Below are 13,334 nucleotides of genomic sequence, written 5' to 3' on the forward strand. Positions count from 1 at the left end.
CTTCACTTTACGAAGTCTCTTTAGTAAAAATCGGTTCTGGTAACCAACGCCGTTTATATACAATTACTTCATCTTGACTTTTACGATAGAAATAACTGGTTAAAATGGTTTCATAATCGTTTAATCGCACAGTAAATTGGGCAATGAAGTATTTGCTGTTTAAACTGATTAAACTCTTTTCTTTTAAATCCTTAATTTTATAACCATCTACCCCACCACAAGAAACTAACTCTGTGTCTATTGCTTGAATATTTGGGTACTGATCTTTTTTCACTCTTTTTTCAAGAAATTTTTCCAAATGAGATTGATCTAACGATTTACCTTTCATTTGACATACAGCTTCGATAAGTTCTTTTGAGGCTGTAAAAATATTAATTGGCGTTTGGTTATCACTTTCTTTGAGAGGCTCAGGTAAAACAACCAAGTTTTCTGCTAACGGCAAGTAATAGGATTGACCTGACTTTTCTCTAATGTATCTTACTAGTTGCAACTCAGAAACGTGCTGTAATGGTTGGTTGGCTACCCGGTAAGGTGTTTTCAAACCTAAATATTCTAAATCTTCTGAGCCATCAGTATTTTTTTTGTTTATCCACTTTGTAATTTCTTTCAATAAATCTTGAGGAATTTTTTGAGAAAGTTGTTGTTCAATAACATTTCGATAGCTAGTAAAAATAGCTTCAATATCCTTATTAGTTACCTCTTTATCTTTATTTTGATCATTCTGACCTCCATTCTCATTATTGTTATTTTGTCTATCAATTCCTTCTTCACCTGTTTCTTTATTATTTGAACTATTACGTTGGTTGTTTCTATTTCGTATAACTGTTTTTTCTACATACAAATTATTAATATTGAAATACCCTTGAGCATCCTTGATTTCCATCAAAATACCATCTTCACACTCTATCGGGCCTTTATCTTTTTTCTCGTTATCTTCTTTTTCTTTACGCTTTTGTTTTTCATCTTCCAATTTAGGCGTCGCAATACCACTGTCATTGACTTTTAAACAACGAGGTTGCGCCCAAATTTCACCTAAATAGTCTATTTCTTTGCCATCTTCTTTATCGCTTTTTAAATCTTCAGCCAACAAAATTTTTACATATTCTTCAGTACCTAACGCATATTGGCGGAGCATAGCCGAATGCACATGATGGGTAGTGGCTTGAATAGAAAAATCTAACTGACGAATAATCGCCGCCCCAATAATAGCCACTAACGCAAATACCAATAAGACTGTAATTAAAGCAACGCCTTGTTGTTTTTGGGGCAATGATGAAGGTTTTTTACTCCTCTTCGAGGCTGTCGCAAAAGCTTGTGGATATGGGATAGCAGGATGTTCTGAAGCTGCTGTCTGGAACAGCTTTAGCTCTGAAGGCCAAGGATGGCCTTTTAGAGCGGCGGAAGAATAGCCTGTTATACCATATCGGACACCAGGCTTATTTTCTGCTTTTTTCACTAATATCCACTTCATCACACTTTACCTACCGCTACTTCAATTAACACCCGTAGCTCACCAAATAGGGTATGTTCAAAGGTGACTTCTATTGCTTGAGGGAGAGCGCGGTTGTTGGCACTTCCCTGATTAGGCGATGGTGCATAATCCTTACACTCTTTCCAGTCATCATCAATATTGGTATTTGTACCACTAGAGCCGGATGTTTTTTCCTTCCTTTCTAAAAACCGCCATTTTAACGACTTAATGCCTGCTAATAATTTCTGCTCATATAGTTTTGGCTCGGGCGCTTTATCCAATACCCGCCAATAATCCCGCTCTAAAATAAACAAATCATCATTACCCTGCTCTTCCGCTTCCTCATCAGGAACCATCCGGTACTGCACCCGCTGTAACTCACTTCGTTCTTCATTTAACGGGTTATCCCAAGCATGATGGGTAAATACAAAAGTCTGTTCAAACTCATCACAGGACCAGGTATCTTCGTTACCACCCAGTTCATCACGCACACTGCGCGCTACCATATTGCCAATATCCCGCTGCAACATAAAAGTCGCCCGCTGCAAAGCAATCACTTTTTCACTTCGTTCAAATACAGCCGTTTGGGTATTTAGTACCGAACTAAATAACTGATAAGTAGCCAACCCTAATAACGAAAAAATCGCAACAGCAATCACCACTTCCAATAAAGTGAAACCTGACTGAGGATCATGCATAGGAACAGTAGCGGTTTTTTTCATTTTAACTTCACCAAATACCCCTGCAGTTCCGCTAATAAATGGGGCTTGCCATCGTGGTAATCCAGTTTCCGTTCTACTGATACTACGATTTTACGCATTCGTTTTTCGTCACCCGCTTGAGACACATTATGTTTGACTTCCCACTTGCGTCCCGCTAGTACCACTTCCTCGGTTTTCTCACCAACCGCAGGCCAATCAGGCTCCAGCTTTAATTCCACCAGATAGTTTTCAGCAATTAAATTGGCTAAGGTTTTTTCTTCCAAATAAGCCGTTTTTTGAATGGCGCCGCCCCCTGCCACCAATAACATAGATGCTGCAATAGCAAATACAGCAACAGCTACCACTACTTCTAATAAAGTAAAACCTTGCTGATTACTCTTCTGATAGAATGTCAAAACCTGATACTCCATCAGTTGTTAAATAATATTGGGTTTTCTCTATACCTGTATCACTGACAATGGTGAGCTTAAATGGGGTCACTTCATAGCTGGATAAAAAGGCGATATCCGGTACTGGCCCAAGCTCTTTTTTAATAATCTGATTATCTTTCAGCCGCTTGCGCTGTTTTGCTAACAAATCACCTATAGGCGAGTCTTTAGAATCGATCATTAAATTTTGAAAGGTTAAGCCTCCTGCCAGTTTAATCGGCTTCCAGGGAATATCCTTATCCTTACCAGATTCTGCTTCCTGCCATTTTCGTTTAGAGCGATCCCAGCTTAAAAAGCTTAATCGATCGTCCTTTAATGTAATCCCATAGGACTGGTTCTTATACACAGCTGTCGTTTGCATTTGCTCAAACAATAATGCCAACTCAGACATCTGCTGTCTTATTTCCCGTTCACGGCCACCATCACCCAAACTTAATACTGCAACTGACGCCAACACCCCAATAATTACCACTACCACTAATACTTCGATCAGGGTAAAGCCGCTCTGATTTAAATAAGGCTGGCGGTTCAAATAAGACTGGTTGTTCAAACGAAGCTTTTGGTGGTTAACATCAGACTGTCGGGGATGAAGAGCTTGTTGCATAATCCAGCCCTACATCACTAGCTGGTTTAAGTTAAGAATAGGCAACAATACAGCCAATACGATAACCAATACGACAGCACCCATAAATAACAACATAAAAGGTTCAAATAAACCAACTAGCATGGTCACAAAACCTTCTAATTCCTGCTCCTGGTTTTCTGCTGCACGGGCCAGCATTTCATCCAACTCACCACTGGATTCACCACTGGCTACCATATGTACCACCATTGGTGCAAAAATCCCGGTTTGTTCTAGCGCAGCTCGTAAGCTGGCACCTTCACTGACTACTTGTGCTGTATTGCTTACCTTGGCTTTTAATACTTCATTACTGACTACTTCCACAGCAATTCGTAAGCCATCCACTAATGGCACACCACTTTTTGATAAAATACTTAAGGTACTGATAAAACGAGCCGTTTCGGTATTTTTGGTTAAATTACCCATTAATGGCAGCATTAAGTTAAAACGGTGAACCTTATAGCGAAAACCATCAAATTTCATCCCTTGCTTAACACCTACTACCAAGATAATGACTGACAATATAATAATATGCCAGGAGGCTTTTACCCCATCACTGGCTGCAATTATCACTTGGGTTAGCATAGGTAATTCTTGATTGGAATTAATAAAGACTTTAACTATATCGGGCACCACATAACCCAATAAAAATCCCACAATTAATAACGAGGCCGTTAATAATATAATGGGATACATTAACGCCATTTTAATTTTTTGGCGGGACTTATGGCGGGCTTCGGTATAATCAGCTAAGCGGGTTAGTACTAAATTTAAGTGTCCAGCATGTTCACCCGCCGAAACGGTAGCGCGATATAATTTAGGAAAGACATTCGGGTATTCAGCTAAACTGTCAGCCAAAGTATAACCTTCTAATACTTTGGCTCTTACTGACATTACCATCGATTTGATTTTATTCTTGCCTGACTGCTCCCCCACTGCTCGCAAACACTCTTCCAGGGGCATGCCAGCTTGAATTAAGGTAGCTAACTGTCGGGTAAATAAAGCCAGTTCATGAACTGATATACGGTGGCTACGTTGTACAGAAAAGCCACCGCCACTGCCTGCTTGGCTTTTACCTTTAGCGGGTGTTACTTGCATCGGGGCCAGTTGCTTATCACGCAACAACTGTCGGACTTGTTTAATACTGTCCCCTTCAATCACCCCTTTTTGTTCTTTACCCGCTTGGGTTAAGGCAATATATTCAAATGCAGCCATAATCCAACTACCTGCTAGCTCGTTTGCTAATCTTCACGGGTGACTCTCAATACTTCTTCCAAGGTGGTTACCCCTTCCATCACTTTACGGCAACCATCTTCACGAATACCTGGGCCTTTAGTACGCGCATAGGCATTCATTTGTTGTTCAGAAGCCCCTTCGTGGATGTAGGTTCTAAGTGGCTCATCTACGGCAATGACTTCATAGATACCTGTCCTGCCTTTATAACCACTGTGATTGCAGTTTTCACAGCCTTTCGGGCGATATAAGGTGGGAGGCGTACTTGTACTCACCCCCAATAATTCACAGTCTTTAGCACTGGCTTCAAAGGGCTGTTTACAGTCATCACATAACACCCTCACCAATCGCTGGGCAATCACCCCCAATAAACTGGAAGCGAGCAAAAAGGGCTCCATTCCCATATCTTTTAACCGAGTGACTACGCCAATTGCCGTATTAGTGTGAATAGTAGACAGCACCAGGTGTCCAGTTAAACTGGCTTGTACTGCAATTTGGGCGGTTTCGGTATCACGAATTTCCCCAACCATCACTACATCTGGGTCTTGGCGGAGAATCGCGCGCAGCCCACGAGCAAAAGTCATATCGGTTTTGGTATTGACCTGAGTTTGACCAATCCCTTCCAAATTATATTCAATCGGGTCTTCAACAGTTAAAATAGTGCGGGTTTCTGAATTTAAGGTGGTTAGGCCTGCGTATAAACTGGTCGTTTTACCAGAGCCAGTAGGTCCTGAGACGAGAATAATACCATGGGGTTTCAGTAATAAATCATGCAACAATTCATGATCACGGCCAGACATACCTAGGTGCTTTAAGTCCAGTCGACCTGCCCGCTTATCTAGCAAACGCATGACCACCCGTTCGCCATTATTGGAAGGTAAGGTAGACACCCGAATATCCACTTCCCGGCCAGCCACGCGTAAGGCAATTCGACCATCCTGGGGAACCCGCTTTTCAGCAATATCCATCCGTGCCATAACTTTGATCCGCGATACCAACAAAGCCGCCAACTGTCGTTTAGGCTCGATGACTTTACGCATCACCCCATCGACACGAAACCGAACCACCAAACGTTTTTCAAAGGTTTCGATATGAATATCCGACGCCTGTTCTCGTATGGCTTCAGACAGCACCGCATTAATCAAGCGAATTATGGGCGCATCATCTTCCTGCTCCATTAAATCTTCGGTTTCAGGAATCGCATCAGCCAGGCTGGCCAAATCCATATCGTCGCCTAAATCTTCCATGGCCTCCATGGTTTCAGAGGTTTTGCCCTGATACAGCTCTCCCATTTTTTGCTCAAAGGCATCTGAAGATAATACTTCAACTGCGGTAGGCTGTCCCACATAACGGACAATTTCTGAAAACACCACCGGCGTAACCGGTGAAGTATAAAATAGCGTTACCCCTTGTTCCGAAGGAGCAATTAATACCCCATAACGCTTAGCGAAACTATAGGGCAAATTGTTAACAACTGGCTGAGCCAAATCCATAAATAATAATCTAACGGCTTATTAAACGCTTAATTGAAATTTTAAATACTGCTTTTGTATTACAATTTGGGTAGTGTTGGTACTTCAACATCTTTTCCTAACTCTTTAAGTAATTTTCTATATGCCTGTTGTTGAAGCTGAACTTTATAATATTCTTTTTTCGATACTTTATCTGCCACTTCACGGGTACGGATAATCGTTGGTCTTAAAAAAACCATTAAATTAGTTTTAACCTTTTTTTCCTTTTCTGCTCGAAATAACCAACCAATAACAGGTAAATCGCCAAAAAAAGGCACTTTGTCTTCAGCAATTTGCAAATTATCCTTTACTAGCCCACCCAGCACCAGCATAGAACCATCATCTAGCAAAACTGATGTTTGTATTTCCCTTTTACTGTAAGTCACTTGGTCATTACCAGTTGTAGAGGGTATTACATCAGATATCTCTTGTTCAATTTTTAGAGTTACTGATTCACTTTGATTAACCAAAGGAGTAACTTTAAGGGTAATACCAATATCTTTTCGCTCAAAATTTTGATAAGGGTTACTGGCAGGAGTTGAAGAGCTAGTGGTTGTTGAAGTTAAAATGCCTATATTCTCACCTACATGAATTTTGGCTTCTTCATTATCCAATGTTACTAGAGAAGGAGTAGATAAAATATTAGCTGTAGAGTCTGTATCGAAGGCTTGTACTAAAGCACGTAATGAGCCATTACGGTAAAATCCTAAACTAAGCCCACTTCCTATACTAATTACTCCTTTATCATTTTTAGAGGGATATCCATCAAATCCAGAAAGCTTACTATCACTCAACGAATGACGCGTTCCAGCAAACAACCCATCCCCACCAATAGAACCACCAGATGTTCCCCACTGAACTCCTATTTCATCTAAGCGTGTATCATTTAATTCAACTATCACCGCTTCAACTAAAACCTGAGCCCGACGAATATCCAACTTTCTCACCGTTTCTTTAACGGTTTTCATAATTTTTGGTGGCCCAGAAATAACCAGTGCATTGGTCGCCTCATTGGCTTCAATGGCTACTTCCCGATCCGCAACTTTGGCATCTTTAGCGCCTTTTTGGATATTACCTGCCAGTTTTTGTAGGGTTTCGGCTAAGTCTTTAGCTTTTTGATAATGCAAATAAATCACTTCAGCACCACCATCTGAACGCTCAGATTTATCCAGGCGGCGAACTAAACTAGCCAACACTTTTCGTTTAACGGGGTCGCCTGCCATTAAAATACTATTACTACGCTCATCCGCAACAAAACTAATCCCACGGTTTAACATGGTGCCGGATTTAATGGGTGGCACTAACCCTTTTAATACATTAACCAAATCTTTGGCACTGGCATGTTCTAGTGGAATAAACTCAACATCAATTCCCCCCGCTAAATCGACTTCTTGAATAATCTTTACTAATTGATCAATATTTCTAGCCCGGTCGGAGACGATTAAGGCATTACTGTCTGGGTGTGCAACCAGATGACCGGTTTGTGGTACTAATGGCCTCAAAGTACTGACTAATTTCTGTGCAGAAATATTTTTGGGTTTAATTACCTGTACCACCATCTCATCATTTGGCTCAGGCTTTTGTTTCCCCATAACAGGTACACCACTATGGCGAGCCGTAGCATCAGGTATGATTTTAGTGACTTGTCCTGTGTTTAATGCAGTAAATCCATGCACCTGTAACACAGATAAAAATACCTGGTAGGCTTCTTCAGGGGATAACACCTCTTGAGAAATAACACTGACTCTTCCTTTTACCCGTGGGTCAATAACAAAATTTTTCCCTGTTCGCTCTGCAATCCACTGGATAAAACTGCGGATATCACCATCCTGCATGTTTATTTTCATTTCAGTGGAAGGATTGGGCGGATTTTGGGCTGACCATCCTACTGGCACGGCTGTCACGATTAACAGCCATACGGCACAACTACCGATATAACGTTTCATACAACTTTAATTTCGCTGATTAAACCTTGAACGCAGTGCTTGTAATTTTTTTCTAATCTCTGCTTCTCGAGGATTAACCCCCATAGCAGAAAAGCGACTGGGTGAATGAGTATCATAGTGCTGAGGCGAAGACACCCCATCACTCTTATTTCGAGCAATTGATAAAACCTCAAGTTCTCCATTTCTCAATAAGGTAATGGAGGTAGGCTTGATTCCTTTAACGACTACATTATTCTGGATTTTATCACCTACCCGATAATACTTGGCAGGTTGGCTGTTTAATGCAACGGATGCTGCAGCGCTACTTGGATCAGAGGAAAAAAATACAGCCTGTAGCGACAGGTTGAGAGTGGTTTCAGGGATATCTTCTACAACAGGTTCAGACTCTTTAATTTCCACCACTTTGCCAAACAGCTGTTCAGCAAGCTGACTTACCTGTCCTGTAGACAGGGCAGAATCCGCGTCTACTCCGCTTCCTTGTGTACTTTTGACAGTCATGCTTGTTGTTGACCCGACCGCGAGGGTTTGATTGACTTGACGGTATTGGGTGTAGGCATAACCCGATACTCCTGCCAAAATCACAACCGCCAGGCTGGTGTCCAACAAGCGTCGTCTATTTATCTGGGCCAAGCTTTGCTAACCTATTATCTATCCAACACTAGGTTGTCAACTATACACAAATGACGGGGAATATTGAAGTTTGTCACATGACAAAAATGAAATACTCTGCCGTTCATTTTCTAATCAGTCCTATAAAATAAGACAGCTAAAGGCCTGGCCAGTTAGGATAAAATTATTTTTTACCTTATGAGTAAGGAAAATTACTTATTTACCTGACGGTTTATAAGCAAATTGTCATCAGGATGTATTAAAGATACCCCATAATGATTGTTTACGGTGCTTCATCTCTGCTCACCACTGACTCAAGTTCAACATTTTTCAACGACTATACTGCCTACAGAATAACCAGCCCCAAACGAACAAATAACACCCAGATCACCTATTTGTAAATCTCGACTATGTTGGTGAAAGGCAATAATTGACCCCGCAGAACTAGTGTTGGCATATTGATCTAAAATCACAGGAGCTTCCTCAGCTAATGGCTCACGCCCTAGCACTTTTTTGGCCACTAAATGATTCATGCCCAGGTTTGCCTGATGCAGCCATAAACGCTTTAACTGTTGTGCATCCAGGGTCAGTGTTTCTAAGTGATGACTAATATGCTCTGCCACCATGGGACAAACTTCTTTAAATACTTTGCGCCCATTTTGTACAAATAGCTTATCTGACTTGCCCTCTCCTGCTTCATCACAGCGATTAAGAAAGCCAAAGTTATTACGAATATTATTTGAAAACTGAGTAGCAAGCTTGGTCCCTAGCACTTTAAAGCTTTCTGCCTGTTTATGGCTGTTAGACGCTTGCTCCAACAAGACGGCAGTACAAGCATCACCAAAAATAAAGTGGCTATCGCGGTCTCGAAAATTCAGATGGCCGGAGCAAATTTCCGGGCTAATGACTAACACCGTTTTGGCACTGCCTGCAGTAATCGCGTTATACCCAGCCTGAATACCAAACGTGGCAGATGAGCAAGCCACATTCATATCATAGGCAAAACCACCGGCATCTAAATAATGCTGAATTTCCACAGCCATGGCAGGATACGCACGTTGCATATTTGAACAAGCAACAATAATCGCATCAACATCAGCAGCCGTTTTACCTGCCTGTTCTAGCGCCTGCTTAGCCGCAGCAATCCCCATTTCACACTGAATGGAAGGCTCATCATTCGAGCGCTCAGGTAAGCGTGGATACATTCTATCCACATCTAAAACACCTGCTTTATTCATGACATAACGGTGCTTTATACCAGAAGCTTTTTCAATAAACTCAGCGCTGGATTCTAATAATGGCTCTAGCTCACCCGCTTTAATTTGAACTTGATGGGCCTGGTTATAGGCTGCGACATAAGCATTAAACGAGGCAACCAGTTCTTCATTTGATACACCTTCAGTTGGCGTATAAAGCCCAGTTCCTGTAATCAACACATCTGTCATTATTATCTACCCTCAATAATGGTTGGCTTAAACCCCATTCTATATGTCAGTATGTCCCTCACAAGAAGGCAGTACTGGACTTAAGCCTTAGTTATTTCAGCCAATGGTAGCAGGTTTTACCTAGCCAAAGAAACGATCGTTTGAACCTGCTGAGCAGTTCCATTAGACCACTACAAGCGATAGCGGGTGGATTTCCCTTCCTTTTCAGCTGATGCTAGTTTGTTTTTAGCGTAAGTGTAACGACGAATACCCCCAGCCTATCGTTTGAGTCATAGGTAAAACGTGTCGTTACCCCACCAACCACGCTTTGGATGCGGTTACCCACTTTGTCATATTGATAGCAGGCCTGTAGTTGCCATTGACAGCATTGGTAACGATAAAGTTAAGATGAAAAACTTTAGGAAAGTGTAACCAGTGGTATGCACCAAGCCAAACAAAGTAGGTTTAGCTTGATGAATAACAGGTAGTGACTATTGGCTTTTCCGGCGCCTAAATAACAAACAATTCAGCAATCCCAAACCAACCAGCAACATTGGTACGGGCTCAGGGATATTATTAACAACCTGTCCTCCCGTTTGAGTAAAGCCAGAATAGGTAACATTTTTCTGAGAAAAATTATAAAAGCCATACTGACCGTAGCGGTATGAGCCATCGGCAACCGTTGTATTCCACAGTTCAGTATTACCTTGGCTAACCGTTACACTGAACTCCCCTGGTTTAAAATCAAGCAGAAATTGATAGTCAGTCCCGTTATTCCAGCCCTGTTGGCTGCCATACAACGAGTCTAAAATGGTTGCCCGATTAGTGCCTGCTGATGACCAAAAATCTTCTAAAGTTAAATCGACGGCTGAAGGCGCTGAGATCTTTCTTATAGTAAAACCTTCTTTTGCGGTACCTCGATACCCTTGAGAGCGGGATTTCCAGTCCATAATATAAAAATGCGGGCATCCTGATAACCAAAAACAAACCCCATAAAATCATCATCATTACGATCATCCGTCCGCCAACTGCCCCTCAACTGATAATTGGTTTGATTGAGGTTATTCAGGTACATGGAAGGGTCTGCGTTAATGGTTTGGGTGACAGATGTTTTATCCGCAGAAAGCGACCAGTTTGCTACCGGCTGCCCACCTAAATTATAAGCATTAGGTGTCCATGATGATAAATCTAAAAGTTTCGCTTGTACCTGGCATAATGGCAACGCTGCAATAAATAATGCAATTAGTTTATTTTTAAACATAAAATACCTATCAATATTGAGTTATCTAAAAAATAATTGAGTAAAAACGATGATTATAAGTTGAGGCACTATAACGAAACCGTATCATTAATAATCCTGCAAAAACCAAAAATAACAGTACAGTTGCAGGCTCCGGCACCACAGTAACTAACGAATAATTAAAATTATCAAAACTGGCTCCTGAGCTGGAATTTGCTGCTAGCGTAAATTGAATGCTGGCAGCATTACCTGCATACTCAAATAAAAAACCCTCATTGGTTGTTGTATAAGTTTGAGAAAATAAATTATCACCATTAAGGCCAAACAAACTTATCGTAAAGGTTTCTAAATCAATATCGCCATCACCGGCTAATAAACTGATATTATTGGCATACGTTTGTTTATTAGTGTTTGGCTCAACAAAGGTGATAGTCGTAGGTTCATTACGGGCACCCATATGCAAAATATTTGGCCCAGTATTACCAAAAAAGCCGGTTGAATACTGTGGAATTGTCACTATCAATCCAGACGCATTACCTGCACCTGAAAACAGTAAACCTCTATCATGATATTGATCAGAAAGGATTTCGCCAGTTGCTCTATCTTCAAAATCAATCAATGTTGCATTAGCACTATTGATTGCTGCTAATGAAACGATGATTGAAATAATTATTCTGGACAAAGTAAAGTTGTTTTTCCAAACGGATGTACTGCTCATTATATTCCTGCTAATTCAATAATATTTTTACTGCTAAATTTATTCAAAGTAGATAAATAAGGGCCTAATTAAAAACGCTTAACCAACCTGAACAAGCAAATAAGCCCAATTCCAAATAAGAAAATAAAACTTGGCTCAGAGACTGGCACTACCGGTTGAGCTACATAACCATATTGTAAGTGGTCAACTTCAATTCCACCTACCGCATTGCTGATAAAAATGCTGGATATGCCGTTTGGATTGGTAATACCGAAAAAGCGGTCTTCATCAGTTTGCCCAGCATGGCCTCTGGTCGCGATGTTGACTGGACCAATACTTCCCAGACTAACATCGGCTGAATCAAATGCTTCGAAAAAAGTAGCCCCTAAGCCATCCGTCCAAACAATTCCTACATGAGTAGGTAAGGCTCCTAATTCATTGGCATCAAAGCTAAAGGTGATACCATCTTTGCCACTCCAGCTAAAATAGGAATCACCTGCTAATCCATTACCATCTAACACACCGTCATCTGCATCCACCGAGTCATGGATTCTAGGCCCATACACCACACTGGTTACCCCACCTGCTGAAGCACTAATACCAGGGGTGTTTAACTGGTGATCTTCAAAATTTTCCAGATAAAAATAATTAAAATTCTTCCCTGCAAAAGGGCTGTCTGCTACACAACCAGGTGTAACAGAACCATCAAAACATTGGTAAGGGGCTGGATTTATTAATCCTGCTATGGCTAGAGTTGGCAAGCATAAGGCAACCGATGCTAACCAGGTTAATGGCTTTTTTAATAACTTCATTTTACTACTACTTGGTAAATGTAAAATTTTTATTTGCTAATCGATTTTTTGCTACGATTAGCAAAGGGTGAAAAAAGAGCAGTTAATACTAAGAGCAATTAACTGCAATATTAGTTTGGTGTACTACAAATATCCTAGTTATTGTTATTAGTAAGGCTTTTGTGATTATCTATCCTAGTTCTTCCTTATAAATCAAATACACTTTTTTGCCATATGCAGAGGCGGTACTTTCTAAGCTTTCTCCATCATTATTCTCTATACTTTGATCTGCCCCCAAATCAATTAACTTCTTAGTATGAGAAAAATTTATTTCTTTGCCGCTTTGAATGGCTCCGTCGATATCTAAATCAAATGCGAGTAACAAGGGTGTACACCCTTGTTTATCTTGTGCATTAACATCGGCACCATTTTCAATAAGCCACTCAACCACTCTGTCTAAACCATTCAGCGCAGCAATGTGAATAAGCTGCCAACCATTACGACTAGTTCGCTTAGTTATACTGCCACCAAGATTAAAATACTCTTTAATTTGAGAAAGCCAGGCCTCTTCAACCTTGGAATACTCACCGTCATGATTAAATAGTGAATCCACAAGTTCATCAACACTCATGCAGTACCC

Annotated in this window: 12 protein-coding genes and 1 pseudogene; all 13 read right to left on the reverse strand. The window is 40.9% G+C overall.

From position 1 onward, the window contains the following. Positions 1 to 7: 7 nt before the first annotated feature. Positions 8 to 1,471, reverse strand: coding sequence for a type II secretion system minor pseudopilin GspK (gene gspK, locus OQE68_RS27730; protein ID WP_255490748.1), 1,464 nt, complete (start codon positions 1,469 to 1,471; stop codon positions 8 to 10). Continuing rightward, the gene (gspJ, locus tag OQE68_RS27735; RefSeq protein WP_180566797.1) at positions 1,471 to 2,193 is read right to left on the reverse strand and encodes a type II secretion system minor pseudopilin GspJ; all 723 of its coding nucleotides are present in this window, start codon (positions 2,191 to 2,193) and stop codon (positions 1,471 to 1,473) included. The genes gspK and gspJ overlap by 1 nt, the downstream gene beginning before the upstream one ends. Beyond that, complete coding sequence (gene gspI, locus OQE68_RS27740) at positions 2,190 to 2,588, reverse strand: type II secretion system minor pseudopilin GspI (RefSeq protein WP_180566796.1); 399 nt, start codon at positions 2,586 to 2,588, stop codon at positions 2,190 to 2,192. The genes gspJ and gspI overlap by 4 nt, the downstream gene beginning before the upstream one ends. Further along, on the reverse strand, positions 2,566 to 3,225 hold the full coding sequence (gene gspH, locus OQE68_RS27745; protein ID WP_180566795.1) for a type II secretion system minor pseudopilin GspH: 660 nt from the start codon (positions 3,223 to 3,225) through the stop codon (positions 2,566 to 2,568). Before gspH ends, gspI begins: the two co-directional genes overlap by 23 nt. 9 nt (positions 3,226 to 3,234) lie before the next feature. Next, positions 3,235 to 4,458, reverse strand: coding sequence for a type II secretion system inner membrane protein GspF (gene gspF, locus OQE68_RS27750; RefSeq protein WP_180566794.1), 1,224 nt, complete (start codon positions 4,456 to 4,458; stop codon positions 3,235 to 3,237). Positions 4,459 to 4,484: 26 nt separating this feature from the next. Then, the gene (gene gspE / locus OQE68_RS27755; RefSeq protein WP_180566793.1) at positions 4,485 to 5,969 is read right to left on the reverse strand and encodes a type II secretion system ATPase GspE; all 1,485 of its coding nucleotides are present in this window, start codon (positions 5,967 to 5,969) and stop codon (positions 4,485 to 4,487) included. Between the two features lie 59 nt (positions 5,970 to 6,028). Next, positions 6,029 to 7,933 carry a type II secretion system secretin GspD gene (gene gspD / locus OQE68_RS27760; protein WP_180566792.1) on the reverse strand — a complete coding sequence of 635 codons (1,905 nt, stop codon included), beginning with the start codon at positions 7,931 to 7,933 and terminating at the stop codon, positions 6,029 to 6,031. Positions 7,934 to 7,939: 6 nt separating this feature from the next. Then, on the reverse strand, positions 7,940 to 8,563 hold the full coding sequence (locus OQE68_RS27765) for a type II secretion system protein N (protein WP_180566791.1): 624 nt from the start codon (positions 8,561 to 8,563) through the stop codon (positions 7,940 to 7,942). A 299-nt stretch (positions 8,564 to 8,862) separates the two neighbouring features. Beyond that, the gene (locus OQE68_RS27770) at positions 8,863 to 9,987 is read right to left on the reverse strand and encodes a beta-ketoacyl-ACP synthase III (RefSeq protein ID WP_180566790.1); all 1,125 of its coding nucleotides are present in this window, start codon (positions 9,985 to 9,987) and stop codon (positions 8,863 to 8,865) included. 470 nt (positions 9,988 to 10,457) lie between these two features. Further along, a pseudogene (locus tag OQE68_RS31050) lies at positions 10,458 to 11,227 on the reverse strand (hypothetical protein). A gap of 25 nt (positions 11,228 to 11,252) precedes the next feature. Then, positions 11,253 to 11,924: a hypothetical protein gene (locus tag OQE68_RS27785; RefSeq protein ID WP_180566787.1), complete on the reverse strand. Its 672-nt coding sequence runs from the start codon at positions 11,922 to 11,924 to the stop codon at positions 11,253 to 11,255. A gap of 68 nt (positions 11,925 to 11,992) precedes the next feature. Then, a complete protein-coding gene (locus tag OQE68_RS27790; RefSeq protein ID WP_180566786.1) occupies positions 11,993 to 12,715 on the reverse strand; it encodes a hypothetical protein in 723 nt (240 codons plus the stop codon). 169 nt (positions 12,716 to 12,884) lie between these two features. Further along, a complete protein-coding gene (locus tag OQE68_RS27795) occupies positions 12,885 to 13,325 on the reverse strand; it encodes an ankyrin repeat domain-containing protein (protein WP_180566785.1) in 441 nt (146 codons plus the stop codon). Positions 13,326 to 13,334: the final 9 nt, after the last annotated feature.

Origin of the sequence: Spartinivicinus marinus (assembly GCF_026309355.1) — a bacterium.
In the GTDB taxonomy this organism is placed as follows: Bacteria; Pseudomonadota; Gammaproteobacteria; order Pseudomonadales; family Zooshikellaceae; genus Spartinivicinus; species Spartinivicinus marinus.